Below are 24,926 nucleotides of genomic sequence, written 5' to 3' on the forward strand. Positions count from 1 at the left end.
TCGGGGTCGCGTCAACGACCCCGACGGTAAGCCTTTTGTGACGTATCTCCTGGTTAGATTGCGTCAGAGCGGGTAACGACCACAAACGGCCCCTGCTCGGTCACGGTGAAACGAGGATCGTCGAACAGTTCCTTGGGGAACGTGACCGTGTAGCGGCGGACGTTCGGGTCGTTGGGGTAGACGTCCTCTGCCAACCGCAGCGTGTACCCGTCGGCGCCCTGGCGGAAGACGAAGGCGTCGGGGCTGCGCCACGGCGCCGAGTCCAGCGCAGTTACCAGTTCGTCAGGCGTCTTCAGTTCCGACCACTGCTCGATCAGCGCAGCGCGCGCACGGAAATCGGCGAGCGGGTTCGCGTAGTGCGACGTCAGTCCTTGAAAGCCGAAGTACGGGTAGAAGCTGAGGAAGCCGATGTCGGCAGTGAGGACCACCGTGTCATGGGGTTCGCGTCCCAACTGCTCGCGAATGATCCGGTCGATGTCGGCGTAATTGGCTTCGGCACCTGGGGGCCGCTTGTCGCCGCGCTCGCCGTTACCGTCGGTATCGCTGTATGCCACAGCGATATCCGGCGCCAGCACCTGCGGGATGTTCTGCGCGAAAGCGATGGCTCCGATGACACCGAGTGCAACCAGTACCGCTTTGACGCGAGGATTTTCGCTGGTGGCCAGCACGATCCAACCGGCGAACTCGAAGAAACCGAACACACCGGCGGCGGCAAGGAGTCCGATCAGGACCGGCTCCAGTCGGAAGCCGAGGAGCGTACTGCCGGCAACGGTGAACGTCATGGACAGCAGTGCCCACAGGTACACGGCAATGACACCGATACCGAGTGCTCGGGCGCGGCGGGAGAACAGGAACCGCGAAATCAGCCAGATCGTGCCGAGTAGGCACAGTCCACCGACAAGGGTGAAGCTCAGCATCGGGAAGGGCAGTACCGCACCGGAATCGGGGAGGTAGTGCATTGCGGTGCCGGACTCTGCGGTGGCACCGGAGAGTGCCTTCAGCAGGTACGGCGTCCAGACGGTCAGAGCCACCAGGCCGGAGATCACCGCGATCACGGCGAGCCTGACGAGGGGTCCCAGTGCGGCTTTCCACGTGTTCTGGGCGCGTGCGGCAAGTACTGCGGCAACCAAGGCCATCAGAGTCACTGCGAACGCGGCGAATCCGAGATAGAGCGTGTAGACCGTTGCGGCGAGACCGAGGAACAGGCCCGTCCCGAGTATTGCGCCGGCTCCGGCAAATCGAGATGCCCCCGGCCGGTCCAATGCGCCCCACGCGAGGATCAGCACTGGCGGGATCAGGAGGTTGATGACGGCGCCGTACGCCTCGGGGGAGTTGTACGCCAACACGACGGCAGTGACGGCCAATGCCGCGACGACGGCCCAATCGCGTCGAATCAGCTTGGTCCACAACACGAGTGCAACGACGGCGACGACAGCCAACGAGCCGATCGCGTAGGGCTTGAAGGCTTCCCAGCCGTCCATTCCCAGCAGGTTCGCGACGCGTCCACCGATCCAGAACCAGCCGGCCGGGTAGAACGGCGGCAGATCCACGTACGTCATGTCCTGCAGCGCAGCAGAATCCGTCAGCCGGGTCAGGTACTCGGTCCGGAACTGCTGATCGACCGAGACGCCGTGCAGATACAGACTCGTCGCGGCCAGGGGAAGTCCGAGCGTCGTGGTGACGAAGCCGGAGAGCCCGGCCCACGAGAGGAGTTTTGCGACTCGCTCGGCCTTGCGGGCGCGGAACATCAGAACCGCAACACCGACCACTGCGATGCAGAGCACCTGCAGCACCGTCGTGACTGCCTGCGTGACATTGGAAGAGGTGAACGCCGGCCACTGCACTCGGCCGAAAGCAAAGAGCCCGACAGCGGCTACAACAGCGGCGACCAGCGCTCCGAGGGCCATTTCCACCACCGTCGCCGCGGCATTACGCCACGGCGACGGGGTCGAAAGGTCTGTACTCGGAGCAGTTGTTGTTTCTGGCACGGGAGGAGCTTAAACCGGCAACTTCCGGAAGATCGGGCGCGGCACGTGGCGAAGACCCATCATGACGAAGCGCCACGGGCCGGGAGTCCAGACGATTTCCTTGCCCTTGTCCGAGGCGGCAACAGCGAGCTTCGCGACGATGTCCTTGTTGACCGTCAGCGGAGCTTCCTTGACGTGGGCACTGAACTGCGTGCGCACCATGCCGGGGCGAACGACGGTGACCTGCGGTCCGAATTCCGCGAGAGCCTCGCCGAGTCCGAGGTAGAAACCGTCGAGGCCCGCCTTGGTGGAGCCGTAGACGAAGTTGGCACGCTTGACGCGCTCGCCGGCAACCGACGACATCGCGATGATCTTGCCGAAGCCCTGAGCCTTCATCTTCTCGCCGAGAAGAACACCGACCGAGACGGAAGCGGTGTAGTTGACGTTTGCCACCAGAACGGCCTTGCGCTGGTTCTGCCACAGCTCTTCGGAGTCACCGTCCAGTGCGAAGGCGACGATGGCGACATCGACGTCACCGTTCGAGAACGCCTGGTCGATCACCTTCGGATGCGACTCGAAATCAACGGCGTCGAAGTCGATGAGCTCCACCGAGGTGGCACCCTTCGCTTCGAGCTGCTTGACCGCAGCTTCGCGTCCCGGATCGCCGGGGAGTGCCGCCAGAACGACGCGGAGCGGCGCCTTCTTCAGGTACTCCTCACAGATGGCGAGGCCGATCTCGGAGGTTCCACCGAGAAGCAAAACGGTTTGCGGGTTACCTACAGCGTTGATCACAGTTCCAGCCTTCTGGACATATCGGAGGCGAAAACGCCTGTGGGGTCGTACTTGCGGCGCGTCGCGATCCACTCGTCGATACGCGGGTACATGGCGTGGAAGGTTTCTGCGGACGTCCGCGAGTCCTTGGCCGTGTACAGGCGTCCGCCGAATTCGAGGACACGCTTGTCGAGTTCGGTGACGAACTCGTTCAGGCCCGGCTTGATGCGGAAGTCGACGCAGATGTTCCAGCCCGGGATCGGGAAGCTCAGCGGCGCCTGGTTGCCCTCGCCGAAGAGCTTGAACACGTTGAGGAACGAGTAGTGCCCGCTGCGCTGGATGTCGACGATGATCTTCTTGAACTCGTCGACGGCCTCCGGCGGAACCACGAACTGGTACTGGAGGAATCCGTTGGATCCGTACGCCCGGTTCCACTCACCGAACATGTCGAGCGGGTGGTAGAACTGCGTCAGATTCTGGACCTTGCCGCGGTACTTGCCGGACTTGCGGAACCAGACCTCGCCGATCGCGGTGAAGTTGAACTTGTTGGCCAGCCCGTTGGGGAAGACGTCGGGGAACGTCAGCAACTGCGGTGCGTCGAAGGCGAGCGGGTTCTTCTGCAGCTTGGCCGGAAGCTGGTCGAGCTTCGCCAGAGATCCGCGCGAGACTGCCGCACGACCGAGCTTCGGGGGCGCGGAAATCGCGTCGAACCACGCGCTCGAATACTCGTAGTTGGCCTCACTGCCGTCGCTGTGCAGCGCGATGGTCTCGTCGAGGCTGTTGGTGACGTCGCCGTCGGCGATGAAGTATGCCGTCTCGGTCGGTGTCATCTTGATGGTTGCCCGCAAGATGATGCCCGTCAGGCCCATGCCGCCGATCGTGGCCCAGAACAGTGCGGCCTTCGGGTCGTTGCGCCCGCCCTTGGGGGTGAGCGTGCGAACCTTGCCGTCGGCCGTCAGCAGATCCAACGACACGACGTGGTTGCCGAAGCTGCCCGCGCTGTGGTGGTTCTTGCCGTGGATATCCGAGCCGATGGCGCCGCCGATCGTGACCTGACGAGTACCCGGCAGGACCGGAACCCACAGGCCGAACGGCAGAGCAGCCTTCATCAGCTGATCCAGATTCACGCCGGCGTCGACGTCCACCAGAGCGGTGTCGCGATCGATGCGATGAATGCGGTCGAGTGCATTCATGTCGATGACCAGCCCGCCGGCGTTCTGCGCCGGGTCACCGTACGAGCGGCCGAGGCCGCGCGCGATGACGCCGCGTCGCAGATGCGATGGCTTGGAATCGTTCTGTTCCGCAACCTGGGCGACCGCGTTGGCGATCACTTCCACGTCGGGGGTGGACAGCACCTGTGCGGTGGTGGCGGCGGTGCGTCCCCAACCGGTGAGGGTGCGGGCTTGGGTGTGGAGAGCCGGCTGCGGCGTCTCTTCTGCTGTCGTGGACATCAAGGTAGAGGTTACCTGGGAGTAGTGCCGACGGCTCCGACTCGAGTGGTTACTCTCGTCGTCGTGCCCGAAACACCTGCAAGTCACCAGCACGAACCCCACGTCCCGCTGCCCGTCGAGATTCCTGTCACGACGGACATCGCCGACGACGCGTTGGACCTGAAAACGCAGATCGTCCGGTTCGTCGCGACGGGTGGGCTGTCGGCGGTCGTGGACTACGGGCTGTACGCATTCCTGTTCAAGGTCGTCGGCCTCGATCTGAGCGTGGCCAAGTCGATCAGCTTTATCGCCGGCACTACGACGGCGTATCTGATCAACCGGCGGTGGACGTTCAAGGCCGAGCCTTCTCGCGCCCGCTTCATCGCTGTTGTCGTGCTGTACGCGGTCACTTTTGCGGTTCAGGTCGGGCTCAACGCGCTGATGGTGCATGTGCTCGCCGACGAGTGGTGGCGCATGCCGCTGGCCTTCGTCATCGCGCAGGGCACCGCGACGGTCATCAACTTCATCGTTCAGCGGGCAGTGATCTTCAAGATCAAGTAACGGTTCGGGGTGGATTAGCGCATTCGTCCGGTTTCTCGAGAGAGAATCGAGCGCATGATCATCGTTCTCGATTCTTCGGCCCTGACCAGGGGTGTACGGTTCGACACTGCCATCGCCGACGCTCGCGCACTCGGACACCGCGTCGTCGTGCCGCGATTGGTCGTCCTCGAGGTTGCGAGTCGCTACCGCGAGGAATCGGCGGAGATGATCGCGGCCCTGAGCGTCCAGGCGCGCATGTACGACCGACTGGGATTGCGGCGCGACCTTACGAGGTTCGTCGACGCTGCTCACGACAAGGCCGACGGCTACGTCGACGACGTGATCGAAGACCTCGTGGCGATCGGCGTCGAAGTGGTCGATCCAGTCGACGTGTCGCATGTCGAGGTGGCCGAGAGGGCGATCTCGCTGCGTCGGCCCTATACCGACAAGAAGAAGCGAGACGGATATCCGGCGACGCTGAACTGGCTGACCGTGCTCGATCTCGCCGACCGCAACCCGGGCGTCGACGTCATCTGGGTGAGCTCCGACGCACGGGCATACGGCGACGGCGAAGACGGGGTCTGGCACGGCGATCTCGCGCGTGAGCTGGCGTCGCGCGGTCTGGAGTATCGGGTCCGCTGGGCGTCGGACATCCCGGTGATCGACGGACCGGTGCAGGTGGAGCAGGTGGCGGAGGTCGAGGAAGCCGCTGAGGTCGCGCCCGAGGCCCCGGTTGCTCAGGGCTTCGTGGAGCCGGAAGCGGTGGTTCCAGCCGAGGTTCCCGAACCCGCGGCACCTGCAGCAGCCCCCGCCCCCAAGCCTGTTCAGCGCGCAGCGCGGACGAGAGTTGCGCCGCAGCGCATCGAACCCGCCCCGAAAGCTCAGTCCGGTGGACTGCGCGGTCTGGGCAAGGTCATCGGCGGGCGGAAACGAAAGGTCACGATCGTCGACGATCTCGACGAAGTCGACCTCTTCGGTGCCTGATCGCTTCTAATCTGGACAGATGTCTCTGTTGCCGACAGTCAGTCGAAGGACCGGAACTCGATACGGCAGGCCGAGTATCGAATCGCAGGTCCTCTACAACGCGTGTCGATGGATGCTTCGGCCCGTGGTCGGGATCGCGCCGCTGACGCCTGGCGCCATGCGCCGCGCCGCAGTGCTGGACTCGGCCGCGGGTGTACGCATTCCGTCCGGGATCGATCGGGAAGCGATTCGCTTTCCAGGTTTCGACGGTGAACTCGTGCGGACGGCAGGCTCGACGGCTGATCTGCGCGACGGTGTTGTTCTCTACCTGCACGGCGGCGGGTTCATGTGCTGCGGGCTCAACACGCATCGGCCGGTCGTTGCAAGCATCGCCAAGCGAACCGGCCTTCCGGTCCTGCACATCGCATATCGACAGTTGCCGAGCACGAGCATCAGCGGGTCCGTCGACGACTGTCTCGATGCATACCGGTGGCTCCTCGAACAGGGAGCCTTGCCGGAAAAGGTTGTCTTCGTTGGCGATTCGGCCGGAGGCTTCCTGGTTTTCGCGACGGCACTTGCAGCTGTTTCCGCGGGGCTCGAGGTTCCGGCCGGTCTTGTCGGGCTCTCACCTCTCCTCGATCTCGATTGCACCACCAAATCGGTCCACGCCAACGCTCGACGCGACGTTATCGCCCCGGTGTCGGCATTGATGGCGATCGGAAAGCTTGGCGGACAGACGAACTCACCCGTCGACGGCGATCTGGCCGCGCTGCCGCCGTCGTTGCTGATCGCCGCCGAATCCGAGGTGCTCAGAGTCGATTCGGAGGTGATGGCGCAACGGCTCGCCGCCGCGGGGGTGCCGTGCTCGCTGCAGATCTGGAACGGCCAGGTTCACGCGTTTCCCGCCGTCTGGCCTGGCCTGCCGGAGAGCCGGGCAGCGCTACGTGACGTTGCCAGGTTCATTCGCACCAGGCTGGATGCGGTCCCGCCCCAGGCGTCACGTGCGCAGTGACGCGACAACTGCCCGTGCGAGGGCGTCGGCAGATCCAGGGGCGAATGGCAGAAAGAGTTCGGGCTCGATCAGTTCCACTTCCATGAGCAGTGGTTGATCCACCGGGCCCACGACGTCCACACGCGCATAAAGCAATTCGCCGGGTCCGCATGGGGCTGCGGCCAGTGCCGCGTTGGCCACCGCGAGTTCGGCGGCGGACGGTTCGTGGAGGTGGTTGGTTCCGCCGTGAAATTCCTGCACGCGGAAGTCGTTGGCGGCCGGGATCTTCCGGACAGCGTGCGAGTAGCATCCGCCGAGGTGGATGATCGAGCGCTCACCGTCGACGACGTCCGAGACGAATGGCTGCACCAACGCGTCGTTACCGCCGTCGAGGATCGAGCTGAGGTGAGCGTGGGCCTGCGCGGACCCCGCGGCAAACTTTCCCACTCCGACAGCGCCGGCGGACACTGCAGGCTTGACGATGACGTCGGCACCCTTGAACGAAGGGAGGGTGAGTGTTTCGCTCTTTCCGGCAGCGATCACAGCGGTTGGGACGATAGGTACGCCGGCCGCGGCAAGTTCGGTGAGGTATCCCTTGTGTGCGTTCCACTTCACGATCGAGAGTGGATTGGCGATCGGAGCGGTCAGCTGATCGAGAACGGCAAGAAATTCGTCGAGGCGCTGGGTGTAGTCCCAGGTCGACCGGATCAGAACCAGGTCGGCGTCGATATCGAGGAGGGACGGGCTCGACCACGGCGCCATCGTCGACGCGATGCCGTAGGAGGTGAGAGCTTCCATGACGAGTTTGCTTTCGACATCCGCCTCGCGGGCGGCGCCGTCACAGGTGAGCAGGAGAACCGTGGTCATGCCACGATGCTTTCACGGCTGGCGCCCTGTACGACTAGCGAGGTGGCCCCTCGTCGAGGACCAGCGAACCGGTCCCGGGTTGCCCGGTTGCGTCCACCCACGTCACCGCGACGGTGTCGCCGGGGCGGCGCGAGCTCATCGCCGCGTTGAGATCAGCGGACGACGCGATCCGGCTGCCACCGAACTCGGTGATGACCGCACCTTTGGTCAGCCCCACCCGCTCGGCCGGCGAATCGAAGCTCACGGCAACAACTTCGGCGCCGGCCGGCATGTCCGCGTGATCCTTCACCGCGACACCGAGTACGGGTGTCGGTCCCACACGCACGGTCTCGGAGGAGCGGCCACCGAGTACCTGCTCGACGATCGGTAGTGCGGTGTCGATCGGTATCGCGTAGGACTGAGGCGCCGGTGAGGTTTCGGTGCGGTCGGTGACGGCGTTGCCCGCGCTGCTGACGCCGATCAGCTCGCCAACGGCGTTGACCAGGGGGCCACCGGAATCGCCAGGCCGGATGTCCGCGTCGACCTCGATGAGGCCCTTCAACTGGTTTCGCGATCCGTCGGACACGTTGCGGGTGTTGACGGTGACACCGAGGTTGGTGATGACGCCGGGAGCAGGGACGGGTACTCCGCCGCCTTCCGCATTTCCGATTGCGGTGACGGAGTCCCCGCGAGCGGCTTCTGCTGATTTGCCGACCACAGCCACCGGCAGATCGTCAGCGCCCGCGAGTCGAAGGACGGCAAGATCGCTGACGCTGTCGTACCCGAGGATCTCGGCGTCGTAGATCAGCCCGTTGGACATGCTGACGGCAGTGACGTCCGAGGCTCCGCTGATGACGTGGTGATTCGTGAGCACCACTCCGTCAGGGGAGAGCACGATCCCGGTCCCAGCAGTGGTGGTGAATCCGGCCGGCGCCGTGATGGTGACGATGGTGGGGACCACCCGGGCCGAGAGCTCCTCCGGCGTGAGTGGAACAACCGGCGCGGGTGGGGTGGTCGTGATGACGGTGACCGGTGCGGACTCGATCGTTCCCGGAGTCAGGGGCGGTGCGACCAGCGCGAGACCACCGAGGCCGGCTGCGAGAACGACGGCCGTCCACAGGCCGCGTCTGCTCGCACGTTTGGTCATCCAGCCGTCCGTCCCGCCGGTGTCATGCCATCGAGTCGTGAAAGGTGAAGATTACCCAACCGGCAACGATCAAGACATGCGATGGCGCAACAGCATGTAGACGCCGCGACGCATGAACGAAGTGGCGAGTGCGCGTGCGTCGCCGATTCGGACGTCCATTGCGGAGACGAGAGTCGGATCCGATTCCCGGAGATCTTTGTGGAATGCCGCTGCCTGGCGTGCCTGATCCTTGGCCAGACGCACACTCCACTGTCCGGCGTTGACGCGGAAGGACGCGAGGGGTTTGGCGATCGCATAGACGTCCCCTTGGAGTGCGACGGCGGTGTACGTGGCTTCGTCGATGACGTACGGGTTGGTGTCGTCCCACCATCCGATGGCCTTCAAGGCGGATCGCTTCATGAGTACACATCCGGGCTCGCCGAAGATGTTCGCTCCCGCCGTTACCGTCTTTCGGGCCGCGTCGCGCCCGGTGACCAGTCCCTTCAGCCCTGCAAGTCCGCGCGCGGAGAGGATGGTCTTTCCGTTTGCATCGACCAGTTTGCGTTGCGAGGCCACGAGTACCACCGAGGGGTGCTCGTCGAAAGCCGCGACCTGTTCCGCCAGGCACTCGGGGTAGATGGTGTCGTCACCGCACACCAGTTTCAGGAGCTCTCCGTTCGCAGCTTCGCTGACCCGGTCCCAGTTTCGCTTCGCTCCGCCGCCGGCCTCGGTCGACAGGATCTCGATCCGCGGATCGTCGGCGTATCGCGCCAGGACCTTGACGGTGTCGTCGGTCGACGAATGATCCGAGATGATCAGTTCGAAGTCCTGGTAGCTCTGATTCAGGATCGAGTCGATCGTCTCGGCAATGTAGTCGGCATTGTTGTAAGCCGGGACGACGACGGAAACACGCGGAGTCATGAGTTGCCTGTTCTCTTGTTTCGACTGAACGAGAAATCGCGGTAACCGAAGAAGCTTGCTGTTGCGGTTACCGCAGTGATGACGAGTTGTGACGGGATGGGAGGAAAGTGCAGGACCGAGACCGCGACGGTCATCAGCGCGAGGTTGATCACGAAGGCGCCGAAATTGACGACGACGAATCGCCAGAAGTCACGGAGGAAGTGGCCGCGAACTTCGAAGACCAGGTAGCGGTACATCGCAAAAGCGCACAGCAGGTTGCAGACGTACCCGGCAACGATCGCGAAGTGGTAGCCGAATTGATCGCCGAGCGCGATCTGCCAGGCAATGAACCAGGCGGTTCCGAGCGCCGTGTTGACGCCACCGACGAGCAGAAAGGCAAGGGCCTGATTCTTGACGACGCGCATCAACGGACCCGGCCTGCCGGTCATTCCGGCGGGGGGTGTTGCAGTCGAATCCGGTGAAGCCATCAGCCTTCGCCGAACGTGGGCAGCAGCCCTGCCGACACGGCATCTTGAAGCGACGGTGCCGCTGTGTCCTTCGCGGAGAGCGTGATGTTCAGGGGCTCACCGCTGCGACCCACGGTGGGCCAGTCGATCGCTATGTCGGGATCGAGGGGGTGAACTTCGTGCTCACGCTCGGGGGCGTATCCCGTCGAGCACAGGTAAACCACTGTCGAGTTGTCCTCGAGGGACAGGAAGGCATGCCCAAGCCCTTCGGACAGAAAGATCGCTCTGCGGTCGACGTCGTCGAGAAGGACCGAATCCCACTGGCCGAAGGTCGGCGATCCCACGCGGAGGTCGACGGCGATGTCGAGTATCGCGCCTTTGACACACGTAACGTACTTGGCCTGTCCGGGAGGGACGTCGGCAAAATGGATGCCTCGTAGGACGCCGGCAGCCGAGACCGAGCAATTGGCCTGCTGAAGGTCGAGGGTGCGGCCGGTGATCTCGGAGAATCCGGGTTCACGGAACCATTCGAGGAAGACTCCACGGTCGTCGCCGAACTGTTTGGGTGTGAATTCCCAGGCCCCTGGCACTTTCAGTTCGCGATACTGGCTCATCACGTGAGTATCTGCCATGTCACCAGTCCTTGCCGCGGTCGAGAAGTTCGAGAAGGTATTTTCCGTATCCGGATTTGAGGAGCTTCTCAGCACGAATGCGTAGCTCGTCGTCGGTGATGAATCCGTGCCGCCACGCAACTTCTTCGGGCGCGCCGATCTTGAGTCCCTGACGCTCCTCGATCGTGCGCACGTAGTTCGATGCGTCGAGAAGCGAATCGAAAGTTCCGGTGTCGAGCCACGCGGTGCCGCGAGGAAGTACTTCGACCTGGAGGCGGCCAGCTTCGAGGTACGCACGGTTGACGTCGGTGATCTCGTATTCGCCGCGTGCCGATGGTTCGAGGTCCTTGGCGATGGCGACAACGTCGTTGTCGTAGAAATAGAGGCCAGGCACCGAATAGTTGGAGCGCGGGTTCGCCGGCTTCTCCTCGAGCGAGACGGCTTTGCCTTCGCGGTCGAACTCGATGACTCCGTAAGCCGTGGGGTCCGAAACCCAGTACGCGAATACGGCGCCACCGTCGATGTTCTCGAAACGCGTGAGCTTACTGCCCAGACCTGGGCCGTAGAAGATGTTGTCGCCGAGGACCAGGGCCGCGGATTCCGAACCGATGTGGCCGGCTCCGAGTACGAAGGCTTGTGCGAGACCATTCGGCTCGTGCTGGATCTGGTAGGTCAGGTCGACGCCGAACTGCGAGCCGTCGCCGAGCAACCGCTGGAACTGCGGTGCGTCGTCTTCTGTGGTGATGATCATGATGTCGCGAATCCCGGCCAGCATCAGGGTGCTGAGTGGGTAATAGATCATCGGTTTGTCGTAGACGGGGACCAGCTGTTTGCTCACGCCGAGCGTGATGGGGTGCAACCTCGACCCCGTGCCGCCCGCCAGAATGATTCCGCGCATGCCTCGAAGTGTTCCAGTGTTCGCTGGAGAAACAAATCTCGGGCGCACGGTATCGTGCGTGGCCGGTAGATAGATCGGTTCGATTCGGTGATCGTGGAGGCGCAAACGTGAGAGTTCTCGTGACTGGCGGTGCAGGCTTCATCGGCGCCAATTTCGTGCATCAGACGGTGGCAGAGCGCCCCGACTCCGAGGTCACGGTGCTCGATGCGCTGACCTACGCGGGCAACAAGTCTTCGCTCGATTCGATAGCCGACCGCATCACGTTTGTTCACGGCGACATCACCGACGCAGTTCTCGTCGACCAACTGGTGGGCGCTGCCGACGTGGTCGTTCATTTTGCTGCCGAGTCGCACAACGACAATTCGCTCGCTGATCCGTGGCCGTTCGTGCAGACCAACATCGTGGGAACCTTCACGCTCCTGCAGGCTGTGCGCAAGCACGACGTCAGGTATCACCACATTTCCACCGACGAGGTGTACGGAGACCTCGAACTGGGCGATCCGGACCGTTTCACGGAGTCGACCGCGTACAACCCGTCGAGCCCCTACTCGTCGACGAAGGCATCGAGCGACATGTTGGTGCGCGCGTGGACCCGTTCGTTCGGCGTCCGGGCCACCCTGTCGAACTGCTCGAACAATTACGGCCCTTATCAACATGTCGAGAAGTTCATCCCACGGCAGATCACCAATGTTCTCGCCGGATTGCGTCCCAAGTTGTACGGCGACGGTTTGAACGTCCGTGACTGGATTCATGTCGACGACCACAACAGCGCGGTCTGGGCGATCATCGACGGTGGCCGGATCGGTCAGACCTACTTGATCGGCGCTGATGGTGAGATGAACAACCGAACTGTCATGGAGTCGATTCTGCAGATATTGGGCCGTGGCGCCGACGAGTTCGATTTTGTCACCGACCGCCCGGGCCACGACGTGAGGTACGCGATCGACTCGAGTCTGCTCCGGAAAGAACTTGGCTGGTCCCCGCGCTACGAGGACTTCCGCAGTGGTCTGGAAGCGACGATCGACTGGTACCGCGACAACGAACAGTGGTGGCGTCCGCAGAAGGACGCGACCGAGCAGGCATACGTGGCAGCCGGCGAGAAGACCACTTCCTAGTGTGCAGCCAGATTGCGGCGGATGGAGTCGAGGGTCGACGCTATCCCGGCAGGCAACGGGCGATGTGTGCGCTGGTCCAGATCGGTCCACACGATCGATCGCAGCCGTAGGTCTCGGGCTTGCGCCGAAGCGAGTGGAGAACTGGCTAGCACAACGTTGGGGCGTTTTCTGAAGACGGTGTGGCACGCGCCGAGGATCGCCCCGATGGTGACGCTGCGTCCGGACGCGTAGATCTTGGTGACCGTCGGTTCCTGCGACGCTTCCGCTCGGGTGAAGCTGTCGACCACCATTTCGGCCGCGTCGGAGACGTAGACGTAGTCCCGAAGCGTGTCCATGGGAACGTAGATCGAAATGGGCATCGACAGCAGATAGCCTCGGCAGAGGTGCGAAATCAGGCCTTGGGGTTTCGCCAGATTCTGACCCGGGCCGTAGAGATTTGCGAATCTTCCTATGACAGTGCGGGTTCCGCTTCTGGAGCCGAATTCGCGAACAATGGATTCGGCATCGAGCTTTGCTCGCCCGTAGTCGGCCAGTGGATTGGTCGCGCTTGTTTCGGTGTGCGGTGCTCCGGGAGCTCCGGCGTAGACGCCGCCGGCAGACGAAGCGTGGAAGACGGTCCCGACGCCTGCGTCCGCCGCCCCCAGCTCGTCGAGGACGTCTTTCATGAGTTGGTTCTCGCGAGCGAATTCGTCACTGCTCGTACCGTTCACACCTGCACCGGCGCACCACGCCATTCGCCACGGGCCGCCGGCTGTGTCCGTAACCAGTTTTCTGGCATCGGCAAAGAGGATTTCCCTGGCCAGAGCGGGTTCGCCCCACGGGACGCGGCTGGTGCGGATGTCGGCCCCACGGCGCTCGAGTTCGCGGGCTACGGAGCTGCCGAGGAGGCCGCCGCTGCCGACTACCCACGTGGGGACATTCATTGTTACGCGGGTGGCTCGGTGGCGTTCCGGCGCCCCAACGGGCCTGACGCGGGGTCGCTGACGATGAGGTACGGCGGCTTTCCCATTGCCGTCTTGACTGCGACACCGATGTATTCGGCGATCACACCCAACGAGAAGAGCACTGCCCCGAAACCGAACAGCATCACGATCATCGTCGACGCCCATCCTCGTACCTCGACGCCGGCGTCGAAGAACACGTACGACGCCAACACGTAGAGGACGATGACGAGACCGCCGACAGCGAACAGGAAGCCGATCAAGCTGACCATTCGCAGGCCCTTGGTGCCGCTGGAGAGAACCATTCGCCAGAAATGCGACAGCAAGCTTCTGAGGTGATATCCGGATGCGCGTCCGCGTTCCTCACGCAGTTGAACCGGGCTGGTGGTGACCTCTCCCGCGATCCAGCCCAGAGCAACGTCGAGGTACGCCTCGGATCCGGCGTATGCGGCGACCGACCGTCCGACCTCTCCGAGGACGAGTCGGAAGCTCTGATACTTCACGGAGTTCTCGGACGAGAGAATTTTGGTGGTCAGCCATTTCGACGACTTCGACGCCGCGTTGCGTAGCGCCCCGTGGGGTGCCGCGTTAACGGGCTGCGCGTAGACGAGGGTGGCCTGTTGGTCCAGTGCAGTGTCGAGGAGTCCACCGATGTCGGCCGGGTTGTGCTGGCCGTCTTCATCCATCGTGACAACCCATTCGCCACCACTCGACGCCATTCCCGCCAGTGTTGCCGGATGTTGGCCGAAGTTGCGCGAGAGCCAGATGGGTCGGATGAAGTCATGTTGTCTCGCGAGTTCACGGATGACCACAGCTGATCCGTCCGGACCGTGGTCGAAGACGAGAAGGACTTCTTCGACGACCAACGGCCGCCCGCCGGGAGTGGTCTGTGTTTTCGTCAGGGGAAGTATCTCGTCGATGAGTGCATTGAGAGTGTGTTCGCCCTGGTAAACCGGCACGACGACGGAAATTCGGTGCGGTTGCACCGACTCGGGTGTGCCATCGGTCTTCACAGGCGGGGAGTGTATACGTCGCCGGGGGTCGGCTTCTCGGCGTGGGGGCGTACATGTCGGCGAATCGTGAAGTTATGATCCGGATCACTCGACGAAAGTGAGTCTCCAGTGGCCGAGTTCGAAGATCACACCAACGATCGACGCGAGAACAATCGCGAGAACACAGGCCTTCCGGGGAGAGCCGATACGGGTAGCGGTGATACCACCGACACCGAGTACACGGCTCGGTTGCGTGAGCTTCAAGGCGCCAAATGGAAGCGCATTCTGAACGTGCAAGCGCCGTATCAGTGGAATATCCGACGTTTCCTCGGCGGCCGGAAGGTGCTCGACGTCGGCTGCGGGATCGGCCGAAATCTGCGAAATCTTCCCCCTGGCAGTGTCGGGGTGGACCACAACGAACATTCGGTGGAGTTCTGTCGATCGGTCGGGTTCGAGGCGTACTCTTCGGCGGAATTTCACTCCGAAAGCGATCAGCGAACCTTCGACGGAATGCTGATGGCGCATCTCCTCGAGCACCTGCCGGCGGGAGAAGCTTCCGGCATCGTCGCCGAGTACCTTCCATTCCTGGAACCGGGTGCGACCGTCATGCTGATCTGCCCTCAGGAACGTGGCTTCGCCAGCGATCCCACGCATACCGTCTTCCTCGACGGCGTCGACCTCGAAAAGATCTGTGCGGACAATGGTCTTGTAGTCAGGCGCTCGCTGTCGTTCCCGTTTCCGCGGTGGATGGGAAAGCCGTTCATCTACAACGAGTCTGTGGTGATCGCGGAGGTCCCGTCCCGGCTCTGACGCCTGTCGCGGTAGTAGATCACGGAGAGGCCGGCAAGGATAACGAGCCCGAAGCCCATACCGACATAGCCGATCCTTTGTCCTGGGGAACGGAAGTTGATCACCAGTTCGGCGTTGTCGGTGCCAGGCGGCAGATCGACGTAGAGGTACGTTCCGCCAAGGCCCTTGGTCGGGATGGGTTCGCCGTCGAGGGTCGCGGTGTAGCCCGGCCATGCCAACCGTGCGAATACCACGCTGCCACCGCCCGGTGAGCTGACTCGCACACGCTCGTTCTTGACGCTCATGTACTCGGACTGTGCGTCGGCATTGACAGTTGCCGACACACGGCCCGGTTGACCGGAGATCGGGCCGGCGTCGCGTTCGAGGATGTAGATCTGGTCCTGGGCGATCTCGGGCACTTCTGCCCAGTGCCACCCGGGTGGGGCGGGTTCGTTGTCAGCGCCCGGGTACTGCTTCCGTTGAAGGACGACGCGGTCGAGCAGCATCAGGTCTGCGCTGGTTCGACCGGTGTATTCATCCGGCCTGAACACGTTTCGGTAGGCGTCGTCGCACGTCGACCCGTCGAATCCCATACACAGCAGCGAAGCGAAGTCCGCGTGGCCGACCGGGGTGTACGCGTTGACGTAGTCGAGATCGAGCACCTTGGCGTAGTTTCCGTACACCTGCGAAGTCCACGGGAGTTCTGTTGTTTCGGCGTCGATTCGGATCAGCGCGCGATTGCCGAGCTGAAGGGTCGTGCCCGGGAAATCCGGAAAGTTCGCCTTGGCTTCGGATTGGCTGGTCGGCAGGTACCACTTGTTCAGCGCCTGGGGATACGCGATCACTTGATACAGAGTCACCGGAGCGATGGTGAGAATCAGTAGACCTGCGATCGCCGGGGCGCCGTATCTACGACCGAGGTAGATGGCGAGTGCTCCGACGGCGATGATCACGACAGCCCAGGTGAGATGCCGGATGAAGTACTGCGGACCCGAAGAACTGGCGCGAATCATCAAGACGAACACGATCAACGATGCAGCGATGACACGTGATCGCAGTTTGTCCAAAGTCCCGAATCGGCTCAGCAGCACACCGAGTAGTACCAGGGAGAACACCGCGACGAAGGGAAGAAGTCGTGCCGGCCACCGAATCTGGCCGATGTCGCTGGGGCCCGCGGTGAACAGCAGAATGAAGGCCAACAGCAGCAGCGGGGTCACCAACTCTCGCAGCGAACCCTGTGCTTTCCGCCAGCCGATGAATGCCAGTGCCGGTATCGCGAACCACGCGATGTAGGTGATCGGTGCGTAGGTGGTCTCACCTGTCCAGGACTCGATGCTCGAAACCGACGACGGAATGCTCGCTGTGAGTGTTTCGGACCACGGAGCGGTCAGGAAGTTGTCGTTGAACGTACCTTCTTCGCCGGTGCGCCAGGTGACCGCAGAGGAGAGCAGGCCGGGCAGAAATGTGATGGCTCCGCAGGCGGCGGCCGAGATGCCGACCAGTCCGAGCTTCACTGTTGTCCGCCACTGCGGACTGCGGACGTATTCGCCCAGCATCAGTGCCCCGACGGTCACTCCGGCCATCAATGCCGCGTGGACGTATCCGACGCTGATCGCGAGATAGAGGAAGACGAAGACGGGTATCGGCCCCGACCGGCCGCGGGCATAGCGAATTCCGCTGGCCCATGCCTGCACCACCCAGGCCATTCCGATCACCGACGTAACCCACGACGGGTACTCGAAGTACAGAGTGAACCCGGCAAAGGGCACTGCGCTTCCGGCGACGGCCGCCCAGTAGGGGCGCGCGCCGTATTCGAGGCAGACTCGATAGACGCCCCATCCGAGGATGATCGCGAATGCCAACTTCACCAGCGTGGCCAGCAAAGCGAGATTGTCGACGGACGGTGCGATGTAGTTGATGAAGATCTGGACCGGGTTCCACAGCCCGCCCTGACCCTCGACCGGATAGTTTCCGGCCATCCACTGATCCAGAACCAGCGAGGGGAATTGTCCCTCTCGCATCAGATGGCCCAGCTGAACCCAGTTGCCGACCGCACCGGATTCGGTGTCGTCGACATAGAAGTAGCGAGGGTCCACCGTGACGATCGCGAAGAATGCGAGGCACACGACTGCTGGGATCACAGCGCCCCAGCTCCAGCGTTCCCGACGGGTGGGAGCGGGTAGTTCGAGTGTCAAGGGATCTCCAGGTCGCACGGGTGGATGCACCAGAGACAGTAGCCGAGGCTGTGTTTTCGAGTTTCGGGGGTAATTCCACCTCGGATACCCTGCGAGTGACAGGTACAGCTTTTTCAAGATTCACGTAGGAGTCATATGCCCGAGCAGGTAAAGGTGGGGGTGCCGGAGAACGGGCAGGTCATGGCTCGCCGTTTGGTGGTCCAGCGCGGCGTGTTCGTCGGAATGTCGCCGATAGTCAACGACGACCTGTACGTCGAGTTCCGGAAGGGCTCCGGTGAGCGGACCCGGCACCGAGTCGCTCTGGACAAGGGCGCACGTATCAGCACCAACACCTATTTCGGGCGTTTCGCTGCCAGCTACTGGCAGCGGTGGACGACTGTCACCGAGGTCGAGGCATCGCTGCGGATCGAGAGCGAGGGTCGGTTCCGCGTCCGGATGGTTGCTTCGGATATCGCCGGGCATCGCCGCATCCTCGAAACCCGCGACGGATCGGGGTCTTCGGAGGTCGCATTGACCTCACCGTTGGACAAATTCGTCGACGGCGGCGCCCTCTGGCTCGAGGTGGATTCCCTCGACGCTCCGATAGCGATCGAGAACTTGGAATGGACCGTGGCAGCTCCGGAGACGGTTCGCCCGGTCTCGGTGGCGATCTGCACCTTCAATCGGGCCGACGATTGCGCCGAGACGGTTGCTGCGCTGGCCTCCGACGCTACCGTGCGTGCCCTCATCAGTTCGGTGTATGTCGTCGACCAGGGCAACGACCTGGTGAAAGATCGGGCGCGCTTCGTCGAGGCGGCAGACAAGCTCGGTGAGAAGCTGAAATATCTGCAGCAGCCGAATCTCGGCGGAGCAGGCGGTTTTTCACGCGGATTGTTCGAGGCGACGTCCACGGGGGCAGATGTCGCCGACGTCATCCTGATGGATGACGATATTCTCTGTGAACCAGAAACAGTGTTGCGCCTCAACGCTTTTGCGAATATGACGGTGGAACCGACATTGGTGGGTGCGCAGATGATGTATCTGCTCAATCCCGATTTCCTCAATGTCGGTGCCGAAGACGTAGATCTGAAGACCCTCCACCACGGTCAGCGAGTGCCCAAGGCTCTCATCAACACGAGCATGCTCAAGAAGCGCCAAGAGCGTCGAGTCGACGCGGGATACAACGCCTGGTGGACGTGCCTGATCCCCGCCGAAGTTGTCGAAACCATCGGTTTGCCCGTTCCGATCTTCTTCCAGTGGGATGACGTGGAGTACGGAATCCGCGCTCGGAAAGCGGGATTCGTCACCGTCACGTTGCCCAACGCTGCCGTGTGGCATGCCGACTTCTACTGGAAGGACTTCGACGACTGGGCGCGCTACTTCAGTACGCGCAACTCGCTCGTCGTCGGGTCACTGCACAGCGACCTTGACACCAAGGGACTCTCACGTCAGTTCTTCCGCCAGATCTCCGAATTCCTCGTCGGAATGCAATACGGCCTGGCATTCACGACGCTGAAGGGCATCGAGGACTACCTCGACGGTCCGGAGGCGTTGCGGGACGGCGGCATCGAGGCGATGGCAAGTATCCGCGCCGGCCGAGCGCAATATGCGGAGACGATCAAACACGACGCTGCCACGGCTCCGGTTCCCTCGAACGAACTCCACACCGAGCGCGCCGGCGGCGAACCGAGCCTGATGCGAGTGATCCTGGCCAAGCGTGCGGTGGACCAGTGGTTGGGTCGCACCCGCGGCGGACTGATCAATATCCCGCGCGAAGACGCGCATTGGTGGCACATCTCGCGGTTCGACCATGTTGTCGTCACCGATGCTTCGCAATCGGGGGTACGCATCCGGCAGCGAGACAAGGCTACGGCGCGCGCTCTCCTTGTCCGAACGGTCAAGCTACTGCGTCGGTTCCAGAAGGAAGCCCCTGCCGTGTCGGCGAAGTACCGTGCTGCGATGCCGGAACTCACGAGTCGAGAGAACTGGGCACGTCTTTACGAGAAGTGATTCTCAGCTGGTGATCTCGACGATGACCTGCTCGTTGTCCACGGTGTACCCGAGGTATTCGAACGAGATGCCGGTGCGTGTGACGAACTCCGCCCACGCCCGGTACTCGTGCTGCTTCCATCCGGGATAGTTGAAGAACTCGTCGAAGACGACAATCGACCCGGGTACCAGTCGGTCGCCGAGGAGATCGAGCACCGTCTTGGTGGACGAGTAGAGATCGGCGTCGAGGTGCAGGAACGCAACGGGGCCGGGTTCGTCGTTCAGGAACGAGGGCAAGGTGTTCTCGAAGAGGCCCGGAACAAGTTGCGCTCCAGGCACTTCGGGGATGGATTCCTGTGCGAACTCGCCGACCGGGAACCCGGTGCGCCAGGTCTCCGGAAGGCCGGAGAACACGTCGAAACCTGCGACGGTCCCCTCGCATTCGGTGAAAGCCTCCGCGATGATCCTGAGTGTGGTTCCGCTGGCAACGCCGAATTCGAGTGCCATGCCGGGTATTTCGATCAATCCCAGTGCGTGGCGAAGCGTGTCGTGTGGGTGGCCGAACGTCTCGGCGACGCGAAGGTGTTCGAGGATGAACTCTGCGGTCGATGCCGTCGCTTGCAGGTCCACGGCGTAGGCCAGATCCCGTCGCTGACGAAATTCCAGTTCGTCGATCCTGGACCGGAGGCCCGCGATGTCACCGCGGGCCCCGGCCAGTTCGTCACGTGAGAGCGTCAGCGCATCGAGGATCTGTTGCGTGCGATCTGCGTTGCGCCGGTCGGCGGCCTCGACCACCTCGGATACCGCACGCTGAAGCTTGGTTCTGGCGCTGGAACGGAACTGCTCGAACATGGCAACCTCTCGTCGGGATCACTCCCATGCTGCCAGGCTTTGTTCGCTACCGGTCCCGACCGCGGTAGTGACTCTTGAGTTGTCGGGAGATCACCTTGATCTCCCGCGTCCTCTCTGCCTGCAGACGAGCATCGCTTCGCGCGGCGTTCCATGCATTCTCTCGCTGTAGTTTCCGGTAGCTCGCAAGTCTCCGTTCGTCGATATCGCCACGCCCGAGTGCGCTCAGGACTGCGCATCCCGGCTCGGAGTTGTGTGCGCAATCGGAGAACCGGCACTCTGCAATCAGCTCCTCGATCTCGGGGAACGTCTTGTCGATCCCCTCCGCTGCGTTCCACATGCCGACCCCTCGCAGGCCGGGTGTGTCGATCAGTGTCCGGCCGCCGGAGAATGAGATCAACTCTCTGGTGACGGTGGTGTGGCGTCCCTTTCCGTCACCGGTCCGAACGCGACCGGTCTCGAGTCGATCGGCGTCTGTGGTGTCCGCGAGGAGGGCGTTCGCGAGCGTCGACTTACCGGCGCCTGATGGACCGAGTATCGCCACGGTGCCGTCCAGAACTGCATCGAGTACATCCATTCCTTCGTTGGTCTCGGCACTGACGGCCAGCACTGTTGCGCCGGGCGCAATGGCAGTGACCTCGGCGAGAGTGTCGGAGATATAGTGAGCTGCATCCGATTTGGTGAGTGCCACGACAGGGGTTGCACCACTTTCCCAGGCGAGTGCGAGTAGTCGCTCGATGCGCCCGAGATCGACGTCGCCGTCCGAAGCCGTGGCGATGACGACGGTGTCGACATTGGCCGCCAGAATCTGGCCTTCCGATTTTCCGGATGCCGAGGATCGAACGATGCTGCTTGATCGAGGGAGTATCGAAGTGACCGTGTGCATCTCGGGTTCGCGTGAGTCCCGTAACTCGGCCACGGCGACCCAGTCACCCGTACAGAGTGGATCGCTGCCGCTGAGTGCGCGAACTGTGCCTTCGGCGACGGCCACGTCACACCGCCCCCGGTCGACGCGAAGAACGCGCCCGGGTGCGGAGTCCGGTGGGGCCAGGGCAGTGAATTTGTTCGAGAGTGTTGTGTTCCAACCGTATTCGGTCAGGGGCGTGCTGTTTTCCGACATGGTGAGTGTGTCCTCGAGTACGAAGAAGTGTGAATGTTGACGGTGCTGAAACTGCGGAACACGACAGTCATCAATACTCACTCCTCGAAAATCTCAGGACGCACCATGCGTCGGATCAGAATCGTCTCAGCCGCAGACGCGACTGTGCAACTGATTTAAAAGATATCGGGGCAACTGCTTCAACTCAGGACGACTGACTAACTCGGGCGTTCGAACTTTTCTTCCCGGCCGAGCTTGCGCAGTCGCATCCACTCGCGCAGTCCTGCCGGATCGCGGCGTGTGATCAGGAAGTACCAGCCGAACCGAACCCATTCCTGCGGAAGCAGTTTCCGCATTCCCGGTTGGGCGAGGATGTATCCACGGTTGCGGTACGTGAAGTAGCGCTTCGTGTCGTTGTCGGGGTACTGCGTGTGCATGCGTCCGCCGAGGATCGGCTTGAACTCGTCCGCGCCGTTGGGGTGGACGTAGGCAGTTTGCAGGCAGGTACCGAACTTCAGGCCGGAGCGCACGAGGCGACGGTGTACCTCGACCTCGTCGCCGCGGACGAACAGGCGTAGATCCGGAACACCGACGGCATCGATCGCGTCGGCGGTGAACAGTGCGCCGTTGAAGAGGGACGCGATACCGGGCAGGAGATCCTCGTCGCCGAGTTCGGAACGCAACCGGCGCCACGACGTACCGCGGCGAAGTGGGAAGGCGAGGTGGTCGGGGTTGTCGATGTCGCAGACGACGGGGGAGACCTCGGCCAGGTCGTTCCGAATTGCACAGTCGAGCAGTGTTTCCAGGACTTCGGGGCCCTCCGGGCGGCCGTCGTCGTCGGCGAGCCAGACGCGGTCGGCGCCGAGTGAAAGCGCGTAGAGAATGCCAAGAGCAAATCCTCCGGCACCGCCGAGGTTGTGCTGAGAACCGATGTAACTGGTCGGCAGTGGAGCGTTGTCGACGAGCTCTTTCACATCGGCTTCGTCGGCATTGTCGACGACAACAAGATGGTCGAGCGGACGCGACTGGGTGCTGAGAACCTTCAAGGATTCGGCCAGCAGTTCACGACGCTTGTGAGTGACGACGACACCGATGATTTTCTCGGGTGCGCTCACGGGGTGCTCTCCCGTTCCATTTCCTTGATGACGTGGCGCACATGCTCTGCGGCGTCGTCACCTTCGTAGGCGCGCACGACGTCTTCGATGTCGCCTTGCATGCGGATCTGGCCGTGGTCGATCCACATGGCGCTGTTGCACAGCTGGGCGAGGAATTCGTTGGAGTGGCTGGCGAATACCAGGATTCCGGAGCGTTCCACCAGCTTCTGCAGCCGGATGCGAGCTTTCTTCATGAATTCGGCGTCGACAGCCCCGATGCCTTCGTCGAGTAGCAGGATCTCGGGATCGATACTGGTGACGACGCCCATGGCGATGCGAACGCGCATGCCGGTGGAGTACGTGCGCAACGGCATGTCGAGGTAATCACCAAGTTCGGTGAAGTCGGCGATCTCGTCCATCTTCGCGAGCATCTGCTTGCGGGTCTGACCGAGGAACAGGCCGCGGATGATGATGTTCTCGTAGCCGGAGATCTCCGGGTCCATACCGACACCGAGGTCGAAGACGGGTGCGACGCGTCCGCGAATAGTGGCGGATCCTCGGGTGGGTTCGTAGATTCCGGAGAGCAGGCGCAGCAGGGTAGATTTGCCGGCGCCGTTGTGGCCGACCAGACCGACACGATCGCCCTCCTTGAGCGTCATCGTGATGTCTTTCAGGGCTTCCACGACCACGACGTCGGAACTGTTGCGGCCGATGGCGCCGCCCGCTTTGCCGAGGAAAGCCTTTTTCATCGATCGGGACTTCGCGTCGAAGATCGGGAAATCGACGCAGGCATCGTGCGTTGAAATGTTCACATGTTCGGTCATTGCGATGTCCCTAAACCCAGTAGGGCACGCGGGCCCGGTATTTGCGAAGCGCCAGCAAGGCGACGGCCCAGCCGGCCACCGTGATCGTGATGACGATGTACCAGTGGTACAGCTCTTGGGGCTGCCCGATCATCGGCGCGCGGACGATGTCCAGGTAGTGGAACAGCGGATTCAGTTCGGCGATCTTTGCGCGATCTCGGACCGCGCCGCCCTGAGCCTCGAGGCTTTGCGTGGTCCACATGATCGGTGTCAGCACAAAAAGGAGCAGCGTCAGCGAAGACAGAATCGGTGCGATGTCACGGTATCGAGTGGCGAAGATGCCGAACACGATCGAGACCCACAGTGCGTTGAGCACGATCAGTCCCAACGCCGGGATCGCAGCCAACGACGCCCAACTCAGGTTCCGCCAGACCCCGAACGCCACCACCATGATCACGTAGATCAGGAGGTTGTGCGCGAAGAACAACATCTGCCGCCACACCAGTCGATAGATGTGCACGCTCAAGGCCGACGGCAGCTGTTTGATCAGGCCTTCGTTGGCGACGAAGACTTCGGAGCCCTCGATGATCGAGGCATTGATGAGGTTCCAGACGATCAGGCCCACCGTCACGTACGGCAGGAACTCCTGGAGTGGCATGTCCAGCAGGGCCGCGTACAGAATGCCGATGGCGGTGGCCTGCACGCCGGTGGCGATCGTGATCCAGAACGGTCCGATCACCGACCGGCGGTAGCGCTGCTTGATGTCCTGCCAGCCGAGGCTGAGCCACAACTCACGCTGATTCAGACCGTCGCGAAGGTCTTTGAATGCACGACGGAACGTCTGGGAGTCGGACACGGGCGCAGGTGCGTCCGGCGTCTCGGATTCGATTGCGGATGCTGACACGGAGGTCGAGCCTACCGGCCTGGCGTCGGCGCCGGATTTCCCTCGGACCTAGTGGTGGTCCGAGTTACAGATACTGGCCGGTTCCTGGGCTCTGTTGGTCCGGATGGGCAGGCGAATGCGGAGCCCCGATGCTCATGCCGGGAGGCAGTGCACCCTGCCGCATTTGTTCGAGCTGAGCGCGCGCTGCCATCTGCTGCGCGAACAGTGCGGTTTGAATTCCGTGGAACAGTCCTTCGAGCCAGCCGACGAGTTGGGCCTGCGCGATTCGCAGTTCGGCGTCGGAGGGAATGGAGTCGTCGGTGAACGGGAGGCTCAGTCGCTCGAGTTCTTCACGGAGTTCGGGTGCCAGGCCCTGTTCCAGTTCTCGGATGGACGAGGTGTGGATGTCCTTGAGGCGCTTGCGGCTGGCGTCGTCGAGCGGCGCGGCGCGCACTTCTTCCAACAGTTGTTTGATCATCGTGCCGATTCGCATGACCTTCGCCGGCTGCTCGACCATCTCGGCGACGGACTCGGCTTCGGATTCCGCGCCTTCGGTGGTGCCAGATGTGGAGGCCTCTGCCTCGGCCGCCGGCATCGCGACGGGTCGACCGTCGGGTCCGATAACGAGTACCTGCTCTTTGTCGGGGTTCGTCATGCTTCCATCTTGTCGTGTGTGGGCGACAAACGC

24 protein-coding genes are annotated in these 24,926 nt (G+C 62.6%); 6 read left to right on the forward strand and 18 right to left on the reverse strand.

Going from position 1 to position 24,926, the window contains the following annotated elements:
* Nucleotides 1-53: 53 nt before the first annotated feature.
* From RWT78_RS00635 to RWT78_RS00645, 3 genes are all read right to left on the reverse strand, one after another.
* A complete protein-coding gene (locus tag RWT78_RS00635; RefSeq protein WP_063315964.1) occupies nucleotides 54-1,907 on the reverse strand; it encodes a galactan 5-O-arabinofuranosyltransferase in 1,854 nt (617 codons plus the stop codon).
* Between the two features lie 90 nt (nucleotides 1,908-1,997).
* Nucleotides 1,998-2,759, reverse strand: coding sequence for a decaprenylphospho-beta-D-erythro-pentofuranosid-2-ulose 2-reductase (locus RWT78_RS00640; protein ID WP_007731800.1), 762 nt, complete (start codon nucleotides 2,757-2,759; stop codon nucleotides 1,998-2,000).
* Nucleotides 2,756-4,189 (reverse strand): FAD-binding oxidoreductase, encoded by a 1,434-nt coding sequence (locus RWT78_RS00645; RefSeq protein ID WP_064073587.1) that lies wholly within the window; start codon nucleotides 4,187-4,189, stop codon nucleotides 2,756-2,758. The genes RWT78_RS00640 and RWT78_RS00645 overlap by 4 nt, the downstream gene beginning before the upstream one ends.
* Nucleotides 4,190-4,252: 63 nt before the next feature.
* On the opposite strand from RWT78_RS00645, the gene RWT78_RS00650 reads away from it, so the two are divergent.
* Genes RWT78_RS00650 through RWT78_RS00660 form a run of 3 tightly spaced genes read left to right on the forward strand, consistent with a single transcriptional unit; the run spans nucleotide 4,253 to nucleotide 6,683 of the window.
* Nucleotides 4,253-4,729: a GtrA family protein gene (locus tag RWT78_RS00650; RefSeq protein WP_073513418.1), complete on the forward strand. Its 477-nt coding sequence runs from the start codon at nucleotides 4,253-4,255 to the stop codon at nucleotides 4,727-4,729.
* A 54-nt stretch (nucleotides 4,730-4,783) separates the two neighbouring features.
* The gene (locus RWT78_RS00655; RefSeq protein ID WP_218748713.1) at nucleotides 4,784-5,692 is read left to right on the forward strand and encodes a PIN domain-containing protein; all 909 of its coding nucleotides are present in this window, start codon (nucleotides 4,784-4,786) and stop codon (nucleotides 5,690-5,692) included.
* Nucleotides 5,693-5,711: 19 nt separating this feature from the next.
* Nucleotides 5,712-6,683: an alpha/beta hydrolase gene (locus RWT78_RS00660; protein ID WP_050655618.1), complete on the forward strand. Its 972-nt coding sequence runs from the start codon at nucleotides 5,712-5,714 to the stop codon at nucleotides 6,681-6,683.
* On the opposite strand, the gene RWT78_RS00665 is transcribed toward RWT78_RS00660, so the two are convergent.
* The 6 genes from RWT78_RS00665 to rfbA all read right to left on the reverse strand — a co-directional run bounded on the left by RWT78_RS00665 (nucleotide 6,669) and on the right by rfbA (nucleotide 11,510).
* The gene (locus RWT78_RS00665; protein ID WP_003943920.1) at nucleotides 6,669-7,529 is read right to left on the reverse strand and encodes a RimK family alpha-L-glutamate ligase; all 861 of its coding nucleotides are present in this window, start codon (nucleotides 7,527-7,529) and stop codon (nucleotides 6,669-6,671) included. The two genes, RWT78_RS00660 and RWT78_RS00665, sit on opposite strands and share 15 nt — an antisense overlap.
* A gap of 34 nt (nucleotides 7,530-7,563) precedes the next feature.
* Nucleotides 7,564-8,655, reverse strand: a complete 1,092-nt coding sequence (locus RWT78_RS00670; RefSeq protein WP_003943984.1) for a S1C family serine protease — start codon at nucleotides 8,653-8,655, stop codon at nucleotides 7,564-7,566.
* Nucleotides 8,656-8,724: 69 nt separating this feature from the next.
* A complete protein-coding gene (locus tag RWT78_RS00675) occupies nucleotides 8,725-9,555 on the reverse strand; it encodes a glycosyltransferase (protein ID WP_050655616.1) in 831 nt (276 codons plus the stop codon).
* Nucleotides 9,552-10,022: a GtrA family protein gene (locus RWT78_RS00680; RefSeq protein WP_020905791.1), complete on the reverse strand. Its 471-nt coding sequence runs from the start codon at nucleotides 10,020-10,022 to the stop codon at nucleotides 9,552-9,554. Before RWT78_RS00680 ends, RWT78_RS00675 begins: the two co-directional genes overlap by 4 nt.
* Complete coding sequence (locus RWT78_RS00685; protein ID WP_223257871.1) at nucleotides 10,022-10,633, reverse strand: dTDP-4-dehydrorhamnose 3,5-epimerase family protein; 612 nt, start codon at nucleotides 10,631-10,633, stop codon at nucleotides 10,022-10,024. Before RWT78_RS00685 ends, RWT78_RS00680 begins: the two co-directional genes overlap by 1 nt.
* A gap of 1 nt (nucleotide 10,634) precedes the next feature.
* The gene (rfbA, locus tag RWT78_RS00690) at nucleotides 10,635-11,510 is read right to left on the reverse strand and encodes a glucose-1-phosphate thymidylyltransferase RfbA (RefSeq protein WP_020905793.1); all 876 of its coding nucleotides are present in this window, start codon (nucleotides 11,508-11,510) and stop codon (nucleotides 10,635-10,637) included.
* Nucleotides 11,511-11,617: 107 nt separating this feature from the next.
* On the opposite strand from rfbA, the gene rfbB reads away from it, so the two are divergent.
* A complete protein-coding gene (rfbB, locus tag RWT78_RS00695; protein ID WP_054188651.1) occupies nucleotides 11,618-12,625 on the forward strand; it encodes a dTDP-glucose 4,6-dehydratase in 1,008 nt (335 codons plus the stop codon).
* Here the strand turns inward: rfbB and RWT78_RS00700 are convergent.
* Together RWT78_RS00700 and RWT78_RS00705 are read right to left on the reverse strand one after the other, a co-directional pair.
* Nucleotides 12,622-13,548, reverse strand: coding sequence for an NAD(P)-dependent oxidoreductase (locus RWT78_RS00700; protein WP_314673278.1), 927 nt, complete (start codon nucleotides 13,546-13,548; stop codon nucleotides 12,622-12,624). The two genes, rfbB and RWT78_RS00700, sit on opposite strands and share 4 nt — an antisense overlap.
* A 2-nt stretch (nucleotides 13,549-13,550) precedes the next feature.
* Complete coding sequence (locus RWT78_RS00705; protein WP_314673280.1) at nucleotides 13,551-14,579, reverse strand: glycosyltransferase; 1,029 nt, start codon at nucleotides 14,577-14,579, stop codon at nucleotides 13,551-13,553.
* Nucleotides 14,580-14,687: 108 nt separating this feature from the next.
* Here RWT78_RS00705 and RWT78_RS00710 point away from each other — a divergent pair, with 108 nt between their 5' ends.
* A complete protein-coding gene (locus RWT78_RS00710) occupies nucleotides 14,688-15,368 on the forward strand; it encodes a bifunctional 2-polyprenyl-6-hydroxyphenol methylase/3-demethylubiquinol 3-O-methyltransferase UbiG (protein ID WP_081557214.1) in 681 nt (226 codons plus the stop codon).
* Here RWT78_RS00710 and RWT78_RS00715 read toward each other — a convergent pair.
* Nucleotides 15,323-17,542, reverse strand: a complete 2,220-nt coding sequence (locus RWT78_RS00715) for a hypothetical protein (RefSeq protein ID WP_314673283.1) — start codon at nucleotides 17,540-17,542, stop codon at nucleotides 15,323-15,325. The two genes, RWT78_RS00710 and RWT78_RS00715, sit on opposite strands and share 46 nt — an antisense overlap.
* A gap of 135 nt (nucleotides 17,543-17,677) precedes the next feature.
* Here RWT78_RS00715 and RWT78_RS00720 point away from each other — a divergent pair, with 135 nt between their 5' ends.
* Entirely contained in the window at nucleotides 17,678-19,531 is a 1,854-nt protein-coding gene (locus RWT78_RS00720; RefSeq protein WP_314673285.1) for a glycosyltransferase, read from the forward strand.
* A 3-nt stretch (nucleotides 19,532-19,534) separates the two neighbouring features.
* Here the strand turns inward: RWT78_RS00720 and RWT78_RS00725 are convergent, their stop codons facing one another.
* The 6 genes from RWT78_RS00725 to RWT78_RS00750 form a co-directional block, all read right to left on the reverse strand.
* Nucleotides 19,535-20,362 (reverse strand): class I SAM-dependent methyltransferase, encoded by an 828-nt coding sequence (locus tag RWT78_RS00725; RefSeq protein WP_314673287.1) that lies wholly within the window; start codon nucleotides 20,360-20,362, stop codon nucleotides 19,535-19,537.
* Nucleotides 20,363-20,408: 46 nt separating this feature from the next.
* Nucleotides 20,409-21,479, reverse strand: coding sequence for a ribosome small subunit-dependent GTPase A (gene rsgA, locus RWT78_RS00730; protein WP_314673289.1), 1,071 nt, complete (start codon nucleotides 21,477-21,479; stop codon nucleotides 20,409-20,411).
* Between the two features lie 197 nt (nucleotides 21,480-21,676).
* Entirely contained in the window at nucleotides 21,677-22,573 is an 897-nt protein-coding gene (locus RWT78_RS00735; protein WP_314673291.1) for a glycosyltransferase family 2 protein, read from the reverse strand.
* Entirely contained in the window at nucleotides 22,570-23,376 is an 807-nt protein-coding gene (locus tag RWT78_RS00740; protein ID WP_314673293.1) for an ABC transporter ATP-binding protein, read from the reverse strand. Before RWT78_RS00740 ends, RWT78_RS00735 begins: the two co-directional genes overlap by 4 nt.
* 10 nt (nucleotides 23,377-23,386) lie before the next feature.
* Nucleotides 23,387-24,259, reverse strand: a complete 873-nt coding sequence (locus RWT78_RS00745; protein WP_314673295.1) for an ABC transporter permease — start codon at nucleotides 24,257-24,259, stop codon at nucleotides 23,387-23,389.
* Between the two features lie 64 nt (nucleotides 24,260-24,323).
* On the reverse strand, nucleotides 24,324-24,893 hold the full coding sequence (locus RWT78_RS00750; RefSeq protein ID WP_003943894.1) for a bacterial proteasome activator family protein: 570 nt from the start codon (nucleotides 24,891-24,893) through the stop codon (nucleotides 24,324-24,326).
* Nucleotides 24,894-24,926 lie beyond the last annotated feature (33 nt).

It is taken from the genome of uncultured Rhodococcus sp. (assembly GCF_963525155.1).
GTDB lineage: Bacteria > Actinomycetota > Actinomycetes > Mycobacteriales > Mycobacteriaceae > Rhodococcus_F > Rhodococcus_F qingshengii.

Bases quoted from the DNA above. Each gene is read 5' to 3' on its own strand.
- RWT78_RS00635 (WP_063315964.1), bottom strand. From the start codon at position 1,907: ATGGCCCTCGGAGCGCTGGTCGCCGCTGTTGTAGCCGCTGTCGGGCTC.
- RWT78_RS00645 (WP_064073587.1), bottom strand. From the start codon at position 4,189: ATGTCCACGACAGCAGAAGAGACGCCGCAGCCGGCTCTCCACACCCAA.
- RWT78_RS00655 (WP_218748713.1), top strand. From the start codon at position 4,784: ATGATCATCGTTCTCGATTCTTCGGCCCTGACCAGGGGTGTACGGTTC.
- RWT78_RS00660 (WP_050655618.1), top strand. From the start codon at position 5,712: ATGTCTCTGTTGCCGACAGTCAGTCGAAGGACCGGAACTCGATACGGC.
- RWT78_RS00665 (WP_003943920.1), bottom strand. From the start codon at position 7,529: ATGACCACGGTTCTCCTGCTCACCTGTGACGGCGCCGCCCGCGAGGCG.
- RWT78_RS00670 (WP_003943984.1), bottom strand. From the start codon at position 8,655: ATGACCAAACGTGCGAGCAGACGCGGCCTGTGGACGGCCGTCGTTCTC.
- RWT78_RS00675 (WP_050655616.1), bottom strand. From the start codon at position 9,555: ATGACTCCGCGTGTTTCCGTCGTCGTCCCGGCTTACAACAATGCCGAC.
- RWT78_RS00680 (WP_020905791.1), bottom strand. From the start codon at position 10,022: ATGGCTTCACCGGATTCGACTGCAACACCCCCCGCCGGAATGACCGGC.
- RWT78_RS00685 (WP_223257871.1), bottom strand. From the start codon at position 10,633: ATGGCAGATACTCACGTGATGAGCCAGTATCGCGAACTGAAAGTGCCA.
- rfbA (WP_020905793.1), bottom strand. From the start codon at position 11,510: ATGCGCGGAATCATTCTGGCGGGCGGCACGGGGTCGAGGTTGCACCCC.
- RWT78_RS00700 (WP_314673278.1), bottom strand. From the start codon at position 13,548: ATGAATGTCCCCACGTGGGTAGTCGGCAGCGGCGGCCTCCTCGGCAGC.
- RWT78_RS00720 (WP_314673285.1), top strand. From the start codon at position 17,678: ATGCCCGAGCAGGTAAAGGTGGGGGTGCCGGAGAACGGGCAGGTCATG.
- RWT78_RS00725 (WP_314673287.1), bottom strand. From the start codon at position 20,362: ATGTTCGAGCAGTTCCGTTCCAGCGCCAGAACCAAGCTTCAGCGTGCG.
- rsgA (WP_314673289.1), bottom strand. From the start codon at position 21,479: ATGTCGGAAAACAGCACGCCCCTGACCGAATACGGTTGGAACACAACA.
- RWT78_RS00740 (WP_314673293.1), bottom strand. From the start codon at position 23,376: ATGACCGAACATGTGAACATTTCAACGCACGATGCCTGCGTCGATTTC.
- RWT78_RS00750 (WP_003943894.1), bottom strand. From the start codon at position 24,893: ATGACGAACCCCGACAAAGAGCAGGTACTCGTTATCGGACCCGACGGT.